The organism is Rhizobium sp. WYCCWR10014 (genome assembly GCF_001657485.1).
GTDB lineage: Bacteria > Pseudomonadota > Alphaproteobacteria > Rhizobiales > Rhizobiaceae > Rhizobium.
The window spans coordinates 60521-78929 of record NZ_LXFU01000051.1 but is presented as its reverse complement, the minus strand read 5'-3'; the positions used below and the strand labels follow the sequence as shown (position 1 = coordinate 78929).

16 protein-coding genes are annotated in these 18409 nt (G+C 62.3%); 14 read left to right on the top strand and 2 right to left on the bottom strand.

The window, feature by feature from the left end; translation table 11 throughout:
- Positions 1-46: 46 nt before the first annotated feature.
- The 3 genes from A6U98_RS30350 to A6U98_RS30340 all read left to right on the top strand — a co-directional run bounded on the left by A6U98_RS30350 (position 47) and on the right by A6U98_RS30340 (position 2578).
- The gene (locus A6U98_RS30350) at positions 47-505 is read left to right on the top strand and encodes a hypothetical protein (protein ID WP_064654698.1); all 459 of its coding nucleotides are present in this window, start codon (positions 47-49) and stop codon (positions 503-505) included.
- Positions 502-1863 carry an FAD-containing oxidoreductase gene (locus A6U98_RS30345; RefSeq protein ID WP_064654696.1) on the top strand — a complete coding sequence of 454 codons (1362 nt, stop codon included), beginning with the start codon at positions 502-504 and terminating at the stop codon, positions 1861-1863. Before A6U98_RS30350 ends, A6U98_RS30345 begins: the two co-directional genes overlap by 4 nt.
- Positions 1864-2008: 145 nt before the next feature.
- Positions 2009-2578, top strand: a complete 570-nt coding sequence (locus tag A6U98_RS30340) for a DedA family protein (RefSeq protein WP_064654693.1) — start codon at positions 2009-2011, stop codon at positions 2576-2578.
- 12 nt (positions 2579-2590) lie between these two features.
- Here the strand turns inward: A6U98_RS30340 and A6U98_RS30335 are convergent, their stop codons facing one another.
- Entirely contained in the window at positions 2591-3634 is a 1044-nt protein-coding gene (locus A6U98_RS30335; protein ID WP_064654691.1) for an NAD(P)-dependent alcohol dehydrogenase, read from the bottom strand.
- 480 nt (positions 3635-4114) lie between these two features.
- On the opposite strand from A6U98_RS30335, the gene A6U98_RS30325 reads away from it, so the two are divergent.
- From A6U98_RS30325 to A6U98_RS30295, 7 genes are all read left to right on the top strand, one after another.
- Positions 4115-4204, top strand: coding sequence for a K(+)-transporting ATPase subunit F (locus tag A6U98_RS30325; RefSeq protein WP_003547774.1), 90 nt, complete (start codon positions 4115-4117; stop codon positions 4202-4204).
- A gap of 70 nt (positions 4205-4274) precedes the next feature.
- Positions 4275-5978 carry a potassium-transporting ATPase subunit KdpA gene (kdpA, locus tag A6U98_RS30320; RefSeq protein ID WP_064654686.1) on the top strand — a complete coding sequence of 568 codons (1704 nt, stop codon included), beginning with the start codon at positions 4275-4277 and terminating at the stop codon, positions 5976-5978.
- 209 nt (positions 5979-6187) lie between these two features.
- Positions 6188-8248: a potassium-transporting ATPase subunit KdpB gene (gene kdpB, locus A6U98_RS30315; RefSeq protein WP_064654684.1), complete on the top strand. Its 2061-nt coding sequence runs from the start codon at positions 6188-6190 to the stop codon at positions 8246-8248.
- Positions 8249-8284: 36 nt separating this feature from the next.
- Positions 8285-8854, top strand: a complete 570-nt coding sequence (gene kdpC, locus A6U98_RS30310; RefSeq protein ID WP_064654682.1) for a potassium-transporting ATPase subunit KdpC — start codon at positions 8285-8287, stop codon at positions 8852-8854.
- Between the two features lie 112 nt (positions 8855-8966).
- Complete coding sequence (locus A6U98_RS30305) at positions 8967-11675, top strand: sensor histidine kinase KdpD (RefSeq protein ID WP_064654680.1); 2709 nt, start codon at positions 8967-8969, stop codon at positions 11673-11675.
- Positions 11672-12364 carry a response regulator transcription factor gene (locus A6U98_RS30300; protein WP_064654677.1) on the top strand — a complete coding sequence of 231 codons (693 nt, stop codon included), beginning with the start codon at positions 11672-11674 and terminating at the stop codon, positions 12362-12364. The genes A6U98_RS30305 and A6U98_RS30300 overlap by 4 nt, the downstream gene beginning before the upstream one ends.
- Before the next feature lie 57 nt (positions 12365-12421).
- Complete coding sequence (locus A6U98_RS30295; protein ID WP_064654676.1) at positions 12422-12877, top strand: PTS sugar transporter subunit IIA; 456 nt, start codon at positions 12422-12424, stop codon at positions 12875-12877.
- A gap of 114 nt (positions 12878-12991) precedes the next feature.
- On the opposite strand, the gene A6U98_RS30290 is transcribed toward A6U98_RS30295, so the two are convergent.
- Positions 12992-14008 (bottom strand): porin, encoded by a 1017-nt coding sequence (locus A6U98_RS30290; RefSeq protein WP_029874803.1) that lies wholly within the window; start codon positions 14006-14008, stop codon positions 12992-12994.
- Between the two features lie 362 nt (positions 14009-14370).
- Between A6U98_RS30290 and A6U98_RS30285 the strand changes: the two genes are divergently transcribed.
- From A6U98_RS30285 to A6U98_RS30270, 4 genes are read left to right on the top strand one after another with little or no spacing between them, the layout of a single operon-like run.
- A complete protein-coding gene (locus tag A6U98_RS30285; protein WP_064654674.1) occupies positions 14371-15396 on the top strand; it encodes a sulfate ABC transporter substrate-binding protein in 1026 nt (341 codons plus the stop codon).
- Positions 15397-15404: 8 nt separating this feature from the next.
- Positions 15405-16262 (top strand): sulfate ABC transporter permease subunit CysT, encoded by an 858-nt coding sequence (gene cysT, locus A6U98_RS30280; protein WP_033183675.1) that lies wholly within the window; start codon positions 15405-15407, stop codon positions 16260-16262.
- Complete coding sequence (gene cysW / locus A6U98_RS30275; RefSeq protein ID WP_064654672.1) at positions 16252-17124, top strand: sulfate ABC transporter permease subunit CysW; 873 nt, start codon at positions 16252-16254, stop codon at positions 17122-17124. The genes cysT and cysW overlap by 11 nt, the downstream gene beginning before the upstream one ends.
- A 10-nt stretch (positions 17125-17134) precedes the next feature.
- Positions 17135-18175, top strand: coding sequence for a sulfate/molybdate ABC transporter ATP-binding protein (locus tag A6U98_RS30270; protein WP_064654670.1), 1041 nt, complete (start codon positions 17135-17137; stop codon positions 18173-18175).
- Positions 18176-18409 lie beyond the last annotated feature (234 nt).

The window sequence follows — 18409 nt, the reverse complement described above, 5'->3', positions numbered from 1 at the left end:
CAACCTTCCCCTACGACGGCAATAGCCGGCAAAAGGGGGATCATGCATGTTTCTGCTGCTTGCATTGCTGATTGGTGTCATATCAGGGCTTCGCGCCATGACGGCGCCCGCCGCCGTCGCCTGGGGCGCAGCACTCGGCTGGTTCGATGTCTCGCAGACGCCGCTTGCCTTCATGGGTTACCAGTGGACGCCGTGGATCTTCACGCTTCTCGCCGTCGTCGAACTGATCACCGATCAGCTACCGTCCACGCCGTCGCGCAAGGTGCCTGTGCAATTCGGTGCCCGCATCGTCATGGGCGGGCTGGCCGGCGCCACGATCGGTGCCGCCAGCGGCCTGCTCTTCGGCGGGCTGATTGCCGGGGTGATCGGCGCCGTCATCGGCACATATGGTGGCGCCGCCGTCCGCGGCAGGCTTGCCGCCTCCTTCGGTAAGGATCTGCCGGCCGCTCTCATCGAAGATGCCGTCGCCGTCATCGGCGCGCTGCTGATCGTGGTCGTGTCATGAAGAGCTTCGACGCCATCGTCATCGGGGGCGGCCAAGCCGGCCCCTTCCTCGCCGCCCGCATGGTCGAAAAGGGCATGAAGGTCGCCCTCATCGAGCGCAAGTTCCTCGGCGGCACCTGCGTCAATGCCGGCTGCATGCCGACGAAGACGCTGGTCGCCAGCGCCCGCGCCGCCCATGTCGCGAGAAACGGCGCCGTTTACGGCGTGAATCTCCCAGGCGAGATCGCCATCGACATGAAAGTGGTGAGGGCTCGTGCCGAAACCGTGACCACGAACGCCCGCAACGGTCTGATCGGCTGGTTCGCCGGCATGGACGGCATGACCGTGATCTACGGCCACGCCCGTTTCGAGGATCCGAATACCGTCAGCGTCAACGGCGAGACGCTGACCGCACCGCGCATCTTCCTCAATGTCGGCGCGCGCCCCGTCATCCCCGACCTGCCCGGGATCAACGATATCGACTATCTCACCAGCACCTCGATCATCCATCTCGACACGCTGCCCCGACATCTGGCCGTGATCGGCGGCAGTTATATCGGGCTGGAATTCGCGCAGATGTATCGCCGCTTCGGCGCCGAAGTCAGCGTCATTGAGCATGGCCCCAAGCTCGCATCGCGCGAGGACGAGGATATATCCGACGCAATCGCCGATGTCCTGCGCTCGGAGGGGATCGACATTCATACCGGCGCCAGCGACATCGCCTTCGCCAGGAACAGCGATGGAATAACGGTCGCCACCGATTCAGCGAGGATCGATGCGAGCCATGTGCTGATCGCCACCGGCCGCAAGCCGAACACCGACGATCTCGGCCTCGATGCCGCCGGCGTCATTACCGACGGACGCGGCTTCATTACCGTCGACGACAGGCTTGCCACCAATGTCGAGGGCATCTGGGCGCTCGGCGACTGTAACGGCCACGGCGCCTTCACCCACACTTCCTACAATGATTTCGAAATCGCCGCCGCCAATCTGCTCGACGGCGGCGACCGCAAACTCTCGAGCCGCATCCCGGCCTATGCGCTCTACATCGACCCGCCGCTCGGCCGCGTCGGCATGACGGAGAAGCAGGCGCGCGCCTCGGGACGCAAGATCATGATCTCGACCCGGCCGATGAGCCGCGTCGGCCGCGCCAACGAGCGCGGCGAGACCAAGGGCTTCATGAAGGTGATCGCCGACGCCGAGACCAAAAAAATCCTCGGCGCTGCGATCCTTGGCATCGAGGGCGACGAGGTGATCCACGGCATCATAGACGCGATGAATGCAGGAACGACCTATCCCGCACTGCAATGGTCGGTGCCGATCCATCCGACGGTGTCGGAGCTGATCCCGACGCTGCTTGGGGATTTGAAGCCGGTTTAGAGCAATTTCAGCAAAAGTGCGCAGCGGTTTTGCGTCCGGAATTGCGTGGAAATAAAGAGATAGAGCATTTCCGTGATTCGGAGAAAAACGGAAACGCTCTAGCTATGAATTGATGCTTCGAAATCGACAGCTGGAGGCGGGCTGAGTGTCTATCGAACTGCTGATCGAGCACTACGGCCTGTTGGCGATATTTCTGGGCGCAGCCTTCGAAGGCGAAACAGCCGCCTTCCTTGGCGGCGTCATCTCCCACCGCGGGCTGCTGAGTTATTGGTCGGCATCGCTTGCGGCTACGGCAGGATCCTTCGCGGGCGATCAGTTCTGGTTCTTCGCCGGCCGTTATGCGGCTCGATGGGGTCTCGTCCGGCGGCTGATGGAAAGACCGACGCTGGCGCGCGCCACCCGGCTTTTGGAAAGATATCCCACAGGCTTCATCCTTGCGTTTCGTTTCCTGGTGGGATTGCGGACGATCAGCCCGATCGTGATCGGGACGACGCGAATAGCGACCGGTAAATTCATCGTCCTGAATGCCGTGGCCGCGCTGGTGTGGGGCCAGCTGTTCACGGCACTCGGTTATCTATTCGGGCACGGCATCCAACAGACATTGGGCCACCTTCCGCTTCATCGCCATCTGCTGATTGCAATCGGAGCCGCAGCTGTCGTCGCGGCCGCGGCTCTTGCCTTTCGCAAGATGAAACTGAGCGCCAGGCACTCGTAGCGGTATGGCGTCCTAGTCCATCACGATCTGCAGCTTCACGTCGCTCGGCCGCGCTTCGACGGCGCGATCAAACGCCTTGATCGAATCTTCGAACTTAAAGGTCTCGGAAATCAGCGGCTTCAGATCGACGCGTCCCGAGCCGAGCAGCGCGACCGAGCGCTCATACTGGTGCGCGTAACGGAACACCGTCTCGATGCGGATTTCCTTGGTGGATGCCGTCGAGACGTCGAAGCCGATCGGGTTGACCGGCAGGCCGACGACGACGATGACGCCGCCCGGGCGCGGCAGCGCCATGATCGTCTCCCAGGCCTTCGGCGAGCCGGAGCATTCGAAGACGACATCGGCGCCCCAGCCGTCGGTCAGCCGGGCAACCTCTTCGGCCAGGTTCTTCTCGCGGATATTCACCGGAATGACGCCCTGATACTGCGCAGCGATATCGAGCTTCGGCTGGGCAAGATCGGCGACGATCGCGCGGGCGCAGCCGCCGGCAAGGGCCGCGATCGCCACCATCGTGCCGATCGGTCCGGCGCCGAGGACGACGGCAGTATCACCAGGCGTAATCTTCGCCTTGGTGGCCGCCTGCATGCCGACGGCGAAGGGCTCGACCATGGCGCCTTCGGCGAAGCTGACATTGTCGGGCAGCTTGAAGGTGTAATTGGCGGGATGCACGACCTCTGATGTCAGCACGCCGTGGATCGGCGGGGTCGCCCAGAAGGTGACGGCCGGGTCGATATTGTACATGCCGAGCCGGCTTGCCTTGGAATTCGGATCGGGAATGCCCGGCTCCATGCAGACGCGGTCGCCGACTTTCAGATGCGTGACGCCGGCGCCGACCTCGACCACCGTGCCTGCCGCCTCATGGCCGAGCACCATCGGCGCGTTGACGACGAAGGGGCCGATCTTACCATGGGTGTAATAATGCACGTCCGAACCGCAGACGCCGACGGTGTGGATCCTGATCTTCACCTCGCCGGGGCCGGTTTCGAGCGGCAGATCGATATCGCGGAGCGCAAGCTCATGCTGGCGCTCGAGGACAAGCGCACGGACTTTGGTCATCGTCGGTTTCCTTCCCTAATGGCTTGCCCATGACTCCGTCGGGCAGCGTCGAAGCGACTATAAGACCCGAAGCCTTCCCAATTCAACCAGATTGCGAAGGCTTTTGCTCAACAAATGAAAAAATGCTCAGGCAGATTTGCCAAGGTCGGTGCCCGGCAGCGGCTCGGCCGAAAACGCGTCCGATGGTGAGCGCCCTCGGAAGGGCATTTATAAGATTTTTATATAGATCGCCTGTCGTCCGTCTCGAACCTTTATGCACTTCGGCTCCATATTGATGGCCGAGAGATCGAAAAGATCATCTCCACGCCAGAAAGCATGAAAGGCGGCCTCCCAGCGCCCTTTGTCTTGTCTGACTCCAAGAAGAACAACAGGAGTCACGATCATGATGGATATCATTCTAATCGGCACCGCGATCATATTCTTCGCGCTGTGCTTTGCCTACACCCGGGCCTGCGACAGGCTTTGACAGGAGAAGCGACGATGACCCTCGATTATGTCTTGAGCGGTGCCGTAACCGTGTTTCTCACCGTTTACCTCACCTACGCTCTCCTTCGCCCAGAACGCTTTTGAAGAGAACTGGCGCTTCTTAGCTCGCGCGTGCGCGACCTTAGAAGCAGCCGGGTATTGAAAGTTACCCCAAATGACCCTCAACGGATGGCTTCAGATCCTGCTTTACTGTGGGATCGTCCTCGTGCTCGTCAAACCGCTCGGCGGTTACATGACGCGTGTCTTCAGCGGCGAGCGCACTTTCCTGTCACCGGTCCTCGTTCCGATCGAACGGGGACTTTACCGCATTGCCGGCACCAGCGAACGCGAGGAACAGCATTGGACCTCCTATGCCTTCGCCCTGCTGCTCTTCAGCCTGCTCGGCGTCATCGTGCTTTACGCGCTGCAACGCCTGCAGGCCGGCCTTCCCTATAATCCAGCCGGCATGGCAGCCGTTCCGCCCGAGCTTTCCTTCAACACCGCCGTCAGCTTCGTCAGCAATACCAACTGGCAGAATTACGGCGGCGAAAGCACGATGTCCTATCTGACCCAGATGGCCGGCTTCACGGTCCAGAACTTCGTCTCCGCGGCGACGGGCATTGCCATCGCGCTTGCCTTCATTCGCGCCTTCTCGCGCGCTTCGGGCAAGGCCGTCGGCAATTTCTGGGTCGATATGACCAGGGCGACCTTCTATGTGCTGCTGCCGATCTGCATCGTGCTGACACTGGTCTTTGTCTATCTCGGCGTGCCGCAGACGCTTGGCCCTTACGTCAATGCGACGACGCTCGAAGGTGCGCAGCAGACAATCGCCGTCGGTCCCGTTGCATCGCAGCTTGCGATCAAGATGCTCGGCACCAACGGTGGCGGCTTCTTCAATGCCAATTCCGCCCATCCGTTCGAAAACCCCGATGCGATCTCCAACCTCATCCAGATGGTCTCGATCTTCGCGATCGGTGCGGCCCTCACCAATGTTTTCGGCCGAATGGTCGGCAACCAGCGCCAGGGCTGGGCAATCCTTGCCACGATGGGCATCCTGTTCATCGTCGGTGTCGGCGTCACCTATTGGGCGGAAGCCGCCGGCAATCCGCTGATGCATGCCTTCGGTCTTGGCGGCGGCAACATGGAAGGCAAGGAAGTCCGCTTCGGTGTCGCCCTATCCTCGCTCTTTGCGGTCATCACCACGGCGGCCTCATGCGGCGCGGTCAATGCGATGCACGGCAGCTTCACGGCACTCGGTGGCCTCGTACCGCTGATCAACATGCAACTCGGCGAAGTCATCGTCGGCGGTGTCGGCGCTGGCTTCTACGGCATCCTGCTGTTCATCATCGTCGCCGTCTTCGTCGCCGGCCTGATGGTCGGCCGCACGCCGGAATATCTCGGCAAGAAGATCGAGGCGAAGGAAATGAAGATGGCCGTTCTCGCCATTCTCTGCCTGCCGCTCGCCATGCTGGTGTTCACTGCGATCGCCACGGTGCTTCCAAGCGCCGTCGCCTCGATCGGCACCGCCGGCCCGCACGGTTTCTCCGAAATCCTTTATGCCTATACGTCGGCTGCGGCCAACAACGGCTCGGCTTTCGGCGGCCTGACCGGCAATACGCCCTGGTACAACGTGACGCTCGGCATCGGCATGCTCGCCGGCCGCTTCCTGGTCATCATCCCGGCGCTTGCCATCGCCGGCTCACTGATCGCCAAGAAGACGGTTCCGGCTTCGGCAGGCACCTTCCCGACAGACGGTCCGCTCTTCGTCGGTCTGCTCGTCGGCACGATCCTGATCGTCGGCGGCCTGACCTTCTTCCCGGCGTTGGCCCTTGGCCCCGTCGTCGAGCACCTGGTCATGATCGCCGGCCAGACCTTTTGAGGTGATGCCATGATCCTCCGTCACAGGCTTCGCAACGCCTTCCACTCACGTCCCGGTGCGCCGGGACGTGGGAATGGTCCGAGACCCCAAGCCTCCGACATCATCCTGGTGATGATGGCAGGCCTGCTCGTCATCGCCGCCATAGTCAAAATCTTACAGGGCTGACCGGCTTCCGGTTCGCCATCCTCGTTTCAAAGCTGGAGTCTCTTATGAGCCAGGCAAAATCCGCGAGCATCATGGATTCTCGCATCCTCATTCCGGCCGTGGGCGCCGCTTTCAAGAAGCTCAACCCCCGGGCACTCGCCAGAAACCCGGTCATGTTCGTCGTGGCCACGGTCTCGGTGCTGACCACCATCCTCTTCCTGCGCGATCTGGTGGCAGGCAACGGCAATCTCGGCTTCTCGTTCCAGATCAATCTCTGGCTCTGGTTCACGGTGCTATTTGCCAATTTCGCCGAGGCCGTCGCCGAAGGCCGCGGCAAGGCGCAGGCGGATTCGCTGCGCAAGGCGCGCACCGAAACCCAGGCGAAGCTGCTGACCGCCAATAATGGCAGCGGCTACCGCATGGTGCCGGGCACCAGCCTCAAGGTCGGCGACCTCGTGCTCGTCGAGGCCGGCGACATCATCCCGTCGGACGGCGAGGTTATCGAAGGCGTGGCCTCCGTCAACGAAGCGGCGATCACAGGCGAATCCGCCCCTGTTATCCGCGAATCCGGCGGCGACCGCTCGGCGGTAACAGGCGGCACGCAGGTGCTGTCCGACTGGATCCGCGTCCGCATCACCGCCGCTGCCGGCTCGACCTTCCTTGACCGGATGATCGCGCTCGTTGAAGGTGCCGAACGCCAGAAGACCCCGAACGAGATCGCGCTCAACATCCTCTTGGCCGGCATGACGCTGATCTTCGTGCTCGCCACGGCGACGATCCCGAGCTTTGCCATCTATGCCGGCGGCTCGATCCCGATCATCGTGCTCGTCGCCCTCTTCGTCACCCTCATCCCGACGACGATCGGCGCGCTGCTGTCGGCGATCGGCATCGCCGGCATGGACCGCCTCGTCCGCTTCAACGTGCTCGCCATGTCCGGCCGGGCGGTCGAAGCCGCCGGCGATGTCGATACGCTGCTGCTCGACAAGACCGGCACGATCACCCTCGGCAATCGTCAGGCGACGACCTTCCGCCCGGTTCGCGGCGTTTCCGAACAGGATCTCGCCGACGCCGCCCAACTCGCCTCGCTTGCCGACGAAACGCCGGAAGGCCGCTCCATCGTCGTGCTCGCCAAGGAGAAATATGCGATCCGCGGCCGCGATATGGCGAGCCTCAAGGCAACCTTCGTGCCCTTTACCGCCCAGACCCGCATGAGCGGCGTCGATCTCGAAGGCGCCTCGATCCGCAAGGGCGCTGTCGATGCCTTGCTGGCCTATGTCAACGGCGACGCATCCTCGAAAAACGGCAGCGAGGTCGTACGCGAACTGCAGTCGATCGCCGACGAAGTCGCCAAATCAGGCGGCACGCCGCTGGCCGTTGCCCGCGACGGCAAACTGCTCGGCGTCATCCAGCTGAAGGATATCGTCAAGGGCGGCATCCGCGAACGCTTCACCGAGCTTCGCCGCATGGGCATCCGTACCGTGATGATCACCGGCGACAACCCGCTGACGGCAGCCGCCATCGCAGCGGAAGCCGGCGTCGACGACTTCCTTGCCCAGGCAACGCCGGAAATGAAGCTGGCGCTGATGCGCGAGGAACAGTCGAAGGGCAAGCTCGTCGCCATGTGCGGCGACGGCACCAACGATGCGCCGGCGCTCGCCCAGGCCGATGTCGGCGTCGCAATGAACACCGGCACGGTCGCTGCCCGCGAGGCCGGCAACATGGTCGACCTCGACAGCGACCCGACGAAGCTCATCGAGATCGTCGAGATCGGCAAGCAGCTGTTGATGACGCGCGGCGCGCTGACGACCTTCTCGATCGCCAACGACATCGCCAAGTACTTCGCCATCATCCCGGCGATGTTCCTGACCTTCTACCCGCAGCTCGGCATCCTGAACATCATGGGGCTTTCGACGCCGCAAAGCGCCATCCTTTCGGCGATCATCTTTAACGCGCTGATCATCATCGCGCTGATCCCGCTGTCGCTGAAGGGTGTCCGCTACCGTCCGATCGGCGCCGGCGCGTTGCTGTCGCGCAACCTGCTGATCTACGGCCTCGGCGGCATCATCGTCCCCTTCATCGGCATCAAGGCGATCGACATGGCCGTCGCAGCCCTCGGCCTGGCCTAACAAAATTGGCCTGAAACGCTCCAAGGAGTAAGAACAATGTTGAAAGAACTTCGTCCGGCGGTCGTCATGATCGTCGCCACCACTGCCATCACCGGCCTTCTCTACCCGCTCGCCATGACGGGGGCCGCCCAGGCCCTCTTCCCGAACCAGGCGAACGGCAGCCTGATCCAAAAGAACGGTCAGGTGATCGGCTCGACGCTGATCGGCCAGGCCTTCACCAGCGACAAATATTTCCACGGCCGTCCCTCGGCAGCCGGCGACGGCTACAATGCGGCCGCCTCCAGCGGCTCAAACCTCGGCCCGACCAGCCAGAAGCTGATCGACCGCGTCAAGGGCGACTATGACGCCGCCAAGGCGGCGAACCCGACGGCCGATGTCCCCGCCGACCTCGTCACCGCTTCGGGCAGCGGCCTCGATCCCCACATTTCGCCGGAGGCCGCTTACTTCCAGGTGGGGCGCGTGGCCAAGGCGCGAAGCCTTGATGAAGCCAAGGTCAAGGCGCTGGTCGACGGCGCCGTTCAAGCCCGCGAGCTCGGCATTCTCGGCGAACCCACCGTCAATGTTCTGGCGTTGAATCAGAGCCTTGATGCTTCTATGACTCAGTGACCCTGGCAGGCTGGGCGCCCTTTTCCTTCCCATTGCGGCGCTCGTCGCAGGAACGAAGGATAGGAAGACATAGCGCCCGTCCTCGGCAGCCATCTGCAGAAAGATCATACGCATGCCAGACGACAATCGCGACCAGGCCGGCAGGCCCTCGCCCGATGCGCTTCTCGAAAAAGCCCGGGCGGAGACACGCGGTCGTTTGAAGATCTTTCTGGGTGCCGCCCCCGGCGTCGGCAAGACCTACGAGATGCTCGTCTCCGGCCGTGCCAAGATCGCCGACGGTCTCGATGTCGTCATCGGCGTCGTCGAGACCCATGGCCGCAAGGAGACCGAGGCCCTCCTCGCCGGCTTCGAGATCATCCCGCGCGTCGAAATCAGCTACAAGGGCCGGCCGCTCGAGGAAATGGACCTCGACGGCATCCTCGCCCGCCGGCCTGATCTCGTGCTGGTCGACGAACTCGCCCATACCAATGCCGAGGGCAGCCGCCATCCGAAGCGCTACCTCGACGTCAAGGAATTGCTCGATCGCGGCATCGACGTCTATACGACGCTGAACATCCAGCATGTCGAAAGCCTGAACGACATCGTCTCGCAGATCACCCGTATTCGCGTGCGTGAGACGGTGCCGGACTCGATCATCGACCTTGCCGACGACGTCGAGATCATTGACCTGACGCCGGATGATCTGATCAAGCGCCTACATGACGGCAAGGTCTACATGCCGCGCACCGCCGAGCGGGCGTTGACCAACTATTTCACGCCAGGCAACCTGACGGCGCTCAGGGAACTCGCGCTGCGCAAGACTGCCCAGCGCGTCGACGACCAGTTGCTCACACATATGCAGGCCCATGCCATATCAGGCCCCTGGGCGGCGGGCGAACGGGTTCTCGTCTCGGTCGACCATCATCCGCGCTCCGCCTCGCTGGTGCGTTATGCCGCTCGCATGGCCTCGCGGCTGCGCGCACCCTGGGCTGCCGTCTATATCGAGACCAACCGCTCGATCAATCTGACGGAAGCCGAGCGCGATACGGTCGCTGCCACGCTGCGTCTTGCCGAGCAGCTCGGCGGCGAAGCGATCACCCTTCCCGGCCGCGAAGTGGCCGAAGAGCTCGTCCGCCACGCCACCGCCAACAACGTCACCCATATCGTCATCGGCGCCCCGAAGAAGCCGACATGGCGCGACTGGTGGAGCCGCTCGGTCACCGACGAGCTGATCCGCAAGACCGGCGAGATCAGCGTCCACGTCATATCGGGCAACGAGAAGGACGGCACCACCGCGCGCGGCGTCAGGGCGGCCGTCACCCCGCCGCAACTGGATCTCAGGGCCTACCTGCTGGCAACCTTTTATGTTGCCATCGCGCTCGGCGTCAGCGTCGTGCTTGACCAGGTGCTCGACGTGCGCAACCTCGCCCTCGTCTTCCTGATGGCGGTGCTGACCTCAGCGGTCCTCCACGGCCTGCGGCCGGCCCTTTACAGCTGCATCCTCAGCGCGCTGTCCTTCAACTTCTTCTTCCTTCCGCCGCGCTACACGCTGACGATCAGCGATCCGGAAAGCGTGCTTGCGCTCTTCTTTTTCCTAGGCGTCGCCATCATCGCCAGCAACCTGACCGCGACCGTGCAGCGCCAAGCCGCAGCCGCCCGCCAGCGAGCGCGCACGACGGAAGATCTCTATCTCTTCTCGAAAAAGCTCGCCGGCACCGGCACGCTCGACGACGTGCTCTGGGCGACCGCCTTCCAGCTCGCCTCGATGCTGAAGGTCCGCGTCGTGCTGCTGCTGCCGGAAGAAGGTACCATCGCAGTCAAGGCCGGTTATCCGCCGGATGATACGCTCGACGATGCCGATATCGCCGCCGCCCGCTGGGCCTGGGAGCACAATCACGCCGCCGGCCGCGGCGCCGACACCCTGCCCGGCGCCAAACGCCTCTATGTGCCGCTGAGAACCGGGCGCACCGCCGTCGGTGTCATCGGCCTCGACAGTGACCGCCGCGACGGACCGTTGCTGACGCCTGAGCAGCAGCGGTTGCTCGATGCGTTGGCCGACCAGGCGGCGCTTGCCATCGAACGCGTCCAGCTCGTCGCTGATGTCGACCGGGCAAGACTTGGGGCCGAAGCCGACCGGCTGCGCTCGGCCCTGCTGACTTCTATCTCCCACGACCTGAAGACACCGCTTGCCGCCATCCTCGGCGCCGCCGGCACGCTGCGCGACTATTTCGCCTCGATGCCGGAGGAGGACCGCAGCGACCTGCTGTCAACCGTCGTCGACGAATCCGAACGCCTCAACCGCTTCATCGCCAACCTGCTCGATATGACCAAGATCGAATCCGGCGCGATGGAGCCGAACTATGCGCTGCATTATGCCGGCGATATTGTCGGCAGCGCACTTCGCCGTGCCGCAAAGATCCTCGACGGCCACAAGACCGAGATGAACATTCCAGCCGACCTGCCGATGGTGCGCGTCGATCCTGTCCTGTTCGAGCAGGTAATCTTCAACCTGCTCGACAATGCCGCGAAATACGCGCCCGAGGGATCGGTGATCCATATCGAGGGCTGGGCCGATGCCGACAACGTCGTCGTGCAGGTCTCGGACGAAGGCCCAGGCATCCCGCCGGCCGATCTTAACCGCGTCTTCGACACCTTCTACCGCGTGCGCAAGGGCGATCAGGTGCGCGCCGGCACCGGGCTTGGCCTTTCCATCTGTCGCGGCTTCATCGAGGCGATGGGCGGCACGATCACAGCCGGCAACCGGACGGGCCGTCCGGGCGCCGTCTTCACTATCCGCCTGCCGAAACCCACAGACATTCCGAAACTGGATGAACTCAGATGACCGGTTCAGCCGTCAAAATCCTCGTCGTCGACGACGAGCCTCCGATCCGCAAGCTGCTCCGCGTCGGCCTAACCGCGCAGGGCTACGAGGTGCAGGAAGCGCCGAACGCCAGCGCCGCCCGTCAGTCGGTCGCCGACGACATGCCCGACCTCATCGTGCTCGACCTCGGCCTGCCCGACAAATCAGGTCACGACCTGCTGCAGGAGTGGCGCGACGAGGGGCTCTCCATGCCCGTCGTCATTCTCTCCAGCCGCACCGACGAGGCCGGCATCGTCAGGGCGCTGGAAAGTGGCGCCGACGATTACGTCACCAAGCCCTTCGGCATCAACGAACTCGGCGCCCGCATCCGTGTGGCGCTGCGCCACCGCCTGCAGCAGCAGGGCGAAAAGGCGATCTTCCAGACCGGCGGGCTGTCGATCGATCTCGTCAAGCGCATCGTCAAGGTCGACGGCACGGAAATAAAGCTGTCACCGAAGGAATACGACATCCTGCGCGTGCTCGCCCAGCATGCCGGCAAGGTGCTGACACACCAGTTTCTTCTAAAGCAGATATGGGGGCCGGCGGCTGATGTGCAGTATCTGCGCGTCTATGTCCGGCAGCTGCGGCAAAAAATCGAGCAGATTCCGGACCAGCCGCACTATATCACCACGGAGACCGGCGTCGGCTACCGGCTCAGGGAACCGGATTGACATCCCCTCCCTCCCGCTGCCCGAACAGTATCGAGCCCGAACAGCATCGAGAATGACATGAACCTTCCCAACATCATCCGGCCGGAACACACCTTCATCGGTGTGTCGGCGCCGACCAAATGGCGCGCGCTGCAGACCATAGCCGACAAGGCCGCCAAGGCTTTCTCCGTCGACGGTCAGACCATCCTGAAGGCGCTCGAAGCGCGTGAGAAGCTCGGCTCGACGGGGATCGGCAACGGCATCGCCATCCCGCATGCGGCGATCGACGGCATGACCAGCCCGCGTGGCCTGCTCATCCGCTTCGCCCAGCCGCTGGATTTCGAGGCGATCGACGATATCGCGACCGACATCGCCTTCGTGCTGCTCTTCGGAGAAAACAATCGCGGCGAATATCTGAACGTGCTTTCGGCCATCGCCAGGCAGTTGCAATCGGACGGCGTGCTTGCCGCCATGCGCAAGGCAAGAACGGTCGACGAATTCTATTCCGATTTCATCGCCGATTCACGGGTGTGACGTCCAAATTCAATAGCGAGAGCATGAAGTCGTCCGAAAATCTCTCACACTTTTCGGCATCATAAAAAAGGCGCGGCCCGAAGGTCGCGCCCGCTCGTCTGCAATCAGACTGTCTTAGAAATCGCGCTGGAAGCGCAGGAAGCCGAACACTTCGTCGTCGCCTTCGTCCTCGTCGTGATATTGCACGCTGAGCTTCGAACGCAGGTCTTCGACGATCTGGTAGTCGATGGTGACACCGGTCGTGTAGGCGCTGCCGCCGGTGAAGCCGTTGCCGTCAGCCTCGAGAGCGATGTTCTCGAAGTACTGGAAGCCCGGGGTGACCGACCACTTGTCGTTGACCTTCAAGGCATATTCTGCTGCGATCGTCCATTCGGACTCTTCGTAGTAGTAGTTGGCGCCGCTTGCCCATACGCCGGCAATGCCGAGCGTGCCCGGGCCGATGTCGGCATAGACGATACCGCGGACAGCGACTTCGCTGGTGTCGGTGTCATAACCGGCAAGCAGGTAAGCGCTGATTGCGCCGGCCTTGTAGGAGACCTGGCCTGCGACACCGAAGTTGTTCGGGCCTTCGCCCGGCTTGGTGGCGTAGTCTTCTTCCAGTTCGTCGACCGAAATGCCGGCCGCGAAAGCGCCATTCTCGTACTGATAACGGATCGAGTTATGGGTCGTCTCGTTGCTGGCGAGCGTATCGGTCTCGCCGCTCATGTCGTCGTCCCACCAGCTGTACAGTTTACCGGCGCGGAAACCGGCAATGTCGAGATAACCCTCATCCAGCAGAGCTTCCTGATCGGAGGCATTGTCGACATTGTAACGCAGCGTGATGACGCCGGTGAGCGTACCGTACTCGGTGTCGTTCTTGGTCTGGAAGGTGACCTGACCGCGAGTCCAGAAGTTTACGTCGGAATCGCCGGAGATCTGCTCACCGAAGCGCACTTCGGTACGGATGTAACCGCCGATCGAAAGGCATGTTTCCGTCCCCGGAATATAAAAATAGCCGGTACCGTAGGCGTCGCAAACGCGAACATATTCCACGGGCTCGGGTTCCGCCGCCACGATGGCGTCGGCTGCGCGGGCTCCGGAGGCCGCGGCAAGGGCGGCAACGGAGGCAAAAAGGATAGTTCTGATATTCATTTGAATGGCCCTTAACAGGTTTGGAATGCGAGGCGCACTTCAAGGGTTGCCCCCGCGTAGCAGTCGGCGAATACGACCGCACGGGAGCCATATAGGAATCCGCAAGTGTCATCGCGGCAAAAACTTGGCAAAAATCTGCACCACCATGTCGTTTTCGTGGAGGAACTGTGGCCAAAAAAACACGGCCCCGCGAGAGGCAGCGCCCGGGCGACCAATTGGCCGCGGCCAACTCCGGCACGTCCATTTCCAAATTGCCCCTTAAATGGAATGGCATTCTAACGGCCACGCAGGATCCGGAAGAACCTTCGTTTCATTATACGACTGAGTTGATAGAGTTAAGCCAGAAAACAGGAGGGTTCCCCATGCAGACACAACGGCTCACCCGGCTCATCGCAGCTGCGGTCATGGCAAGCAGCTTCGCAATCGGGAGCATTGCTCCGGCATTCGCGGATCAGACGCTTCTCAACGTTTCCTACGATCCGACCCGCGAATTGTACAAGGATTTCAATGCCGCCTTTGCCGCCAAGTGGCAAAAGGACAGCGGTGAAACCGTGACGATCCAGGCATCGCATGGCGGTTCCGGCGCCCAGGCCCGTTCCGTCATCGACGGCCTCGACGCCGATGTCGTGACACTTGCCCTCGAAGGCGACATCGACGCCATCGCCAAGGCGACCGGCAAGATCCCCGCCGACTGGAAGACCAAGTTCCCCAACAATTCGACGCCTTATACGTCGACGATCGTCTTCCTCGTCCGCAAGGGCAACCCGAAGGGCATCAAGGATTGGGGCGACCTGGTCAAGGATGACGTTCAGGTCATCACCCCGAACCCGAAGACATCCGGCGGCGCCCGCTGGAACTTCCTGGCCGCCTGGGCATGGGCCAAGCAGGCGAATGGCGGCGACGAAGCCAAGGCGCAGGAATACGTTGCGAAACTGCTGCAGCATGTTCCGGTTCTCGACACCGGCGCTCGCGGCGCCACGACCACTTTCGTCCAGCGCGGCCTTGGCGATGTGCTGCTCGCCTGGGAAAACGAAGCCTATCTTTCGCTTGAAGAGCTCGGTCCCGACCAGTTCGAAATCGTGACGCCGACCTTCTCCATCCGCGCCGACCCGCCGGTGGCTGTCGTCGACGGCAATGTCGACAAGAAGGGTACGCGCAAGGTCGCCGAAGCCTATCTCAACTACCTCTATTCGGACGAAGGCCAGAAGATCGCTGCCAAGCACTACTATCGGCCGACCAAGCCGGAAGCCGCCGATCCGGCAGACATCGCCCGCTTCCCGAAGCTGACGCTCGCGACCATCGACGACTTCGGCGGCTGGAAGAGCGCACAGCCGAAATTCTTCGGCGACGGCGGCGTATTTGACCAAATCTACAAGCCGGCCCAATAATAGACTTCATGAAAGCACATAGCCCCACGCGGTGGCGGTTCAAACGGCCGAGCGTCATTCCGGGTTTCGGAATGGCGCTCGGCCTTACCTTGACCTGGCTCACCCTTCTGATCCTCATCCCGCTCTCGGGTCTTGCCGTCCGGTCGAGCGCGCTCGGCTGGGAGAAATTCTGGTCGATCGCGCTCGATCCGCGCACGCTGAACGCGCTGCGCATCAGCTTCGGCAGCGCCTTCATCGCCGCGATCGTCAATGCCGTCTTCGGCATCATCCTCGCCTGGGTGCTGGTGCGTTACCGTTTCCCCGGCAAGCGCATCATCGATGCCATGGTCGACCTGCCCTTCGCGCTGCCGACCGCCGTTGCCGGCATCGCGCTGACGACGCTCTACGCGCCGAACGGCTGGATCGGCCAGTTCCTGACGCCGCTCGGCATCAAGATCGCCTTCACCCCGGCCGGCATCGTCGTTGCGCTGATCTTCGTCGGCCTGCCCTTCGTGGTGCGCACCGTACAGCCGGTCATGGAGGAGATCGACAAGGAAGTGGAGGAAGCTGCGGCAACGCTCGGCGCCAATCGCTTCCAGACGATTTTCCGCGTTTTGCTGCCGGGGCTGGCGCCCGCCGTGCTCACCGGCTTTGCGCTCGCCTTTGCCCGCGGCGTCGGCGAATACGGCTCGGTCATCTTCATCGCCGGCAACCTGCCGTTCAAATCGGAGATCGCGCCGCTGCTGATCATCATCAAACTCGAAGAGTATAATTACGCCGCAGCGACCGGCATTGCGGCGATCATGCTGATCATCTCGTTCGCCATGCTGCTGGTCATCAATCTCATTCAGAGCTGGAGCAGGCGGAGGTACGGTTATGGCGCTTGATACGACCGCTCAACCAACGAAGCTGCGTTCGGTGACCACCGAAAACAGGTTCGCGCGCTTTACCCTGATCATCCTCTCGCTCGTCTTCCTGCTGCTGATCCTGCTTCTGCCGCTCGCAGCCGTCTTCGTGGAAGCCTTTCGCAAGGGAGCCGGCCCCTTTCTCCAGGCGCTCGCAGACGCCGAGACCTTCTCGGCGATTCGCCTGACCCTGATCGTTGCCGGCGTCAGCGTGCCGCTCAATCTCATCTTCGGGGTTGCCGCCGCCTGGGCGATCGCCAAGTTCGAGTTCAAGGGCAAGGCCTTCCTGACGACGCTGATCGACCTGCCCTTCTCGGTCTCACCCGTCATATCGGGCCTGGTCTTCGTTCTGCTGTTCGGCTCCAGTACCTGGCTCGGCCAATGGTTCAGCGCGCACGACATCAAGATCCTGTTTGCGGTGCCCGGGTTGATCCTCGCCACCATGTTCGTCACCTTCCCCTTCGTCGCCCGCGAGCTGATCCCGCTGATGCAGGAGCAGGGAACCGCCGATGAGGAGGCAGCCCTTTCGCTCGGCGCCAGCGGCTGGCAGACCTTCTGGCACGTGACGCTGCCGAATATCAAATGGGGCCTGCTTTACGGGGTACTGCTCTGCAATGCCCGCGCCATGGGCGAATTCGGCGCCGTCTCGGTGGTGTCAGGCCACATCCGCGGACAGACGAACACGATGCCGCTGCAGGTGGAAATTCTCTATAACGAGTATAATTTCACCGGCGCTTTTGCGGTCGCCACGCTTTTGGCCTTGCTCGCGCTCGTAACTCTTGTTTTGAAGACGCTGCTGGAAATGCGCTATAGCGCGGAAATCGCCGCCAGCCGGCGGCACTGAAGGATTTGGAATGGAAGTACGCGTTCAAAACATTCGCAAGGAATTCGATCGTTTTCCGGCGCTGCACGATGTCTCGCTCGACATCCGCTCCGGCGAGCTGATCGCACTGCTCGGCCCCTCGGGATCCGGGAAGACGACTTTGCTGCGGCTGATCGCCGGCCTAGAAAGCCCGACGGAGGGGCTGATCTTCTTCGGCGACGAGGATGCCTCGAAGAAATCAGTGCAGCAGCGCAATATCGGCTTCGTCTTTCAGCACTATGCTCTCTTCCGCTACATGACGGTGCTCGAAAACGTCTCCTTTGGCCTGAAAGTGAGAAACAGTGCGCGGCGGCCGCCCAAGGCCGATATCCGCAGGCGGGCGTTGGAACTACTCGACCTCGTCCAGCTTTCCGGTCTCGAAAAACGCTACCCCGCTCAGCTTTCCGGCGGCCAGCGCCAGCGTGTGGCGCTCGCCCGCGCCATGGCCGTCGAGCCGAACGTGCTGCTGCTCGACGAACCCTTCGGCGCGCTCGACGCCCAGGTGCGCAAGGACCTGCGCAAGTGGCTGCGCGATATCCACGACCGCACCGGCCACACCACCGTCTTCGTCACCCACGACCAGGATGAGGCGCTGGAGCTTGCCGACCGCGTCGTCGTCATGAGTCAGGGCGCGATCGAACAGGTCGGTACGCCGGACCAGGTCTACGACAATCCGAATTCGCCCTTCGTCTTCGGCTTCATCGGCCAGTCGAACTGCCTTGAGGTCGAGGTTGCCGACAGCGACATTCGCTTTGAAGGCCGCTCGCTCGGCCTCAATGCCGAAGGCGAGCCAGATGGCACGGCGCAGCTCTATTTCCGCCCGCATGACGTCAGGCTCTGCGAATCAGCTGAAAACTGTATCGCCGGCCAGCCCGTCTCCAGCCGCCGCGTGGCCGGCACCCGCCATATCGAATTGGATATCGGCGCCGACCGCCCGCATATCGAGATCGAATTGCCGCCGAGCGAGGCCGACAGGCTCGACCGCAACCGGGTGGCCTTCAAGCCGACCCGCTGGAAACTGTTCCGCAGCTGATGGAGATGGGGCCGCGGCCGACTGCGCCGCGCGTCTTTTCGAGAGCCGCAATGGAGCTGTAACACTTTGAATTGCTGCATGATTTTATCCTTGAATCGATTCCGATTTCAGGAATATGCGGAAGTTCGCCGCCGGAATCGCATTTGGCGAGAGTCGTTTGCGCTTTTTGTGATCTAAGGTTGTTTGTATTTCAGTCATATGACGAGTAAAACGTTGTCACTTAATCACAAAGGG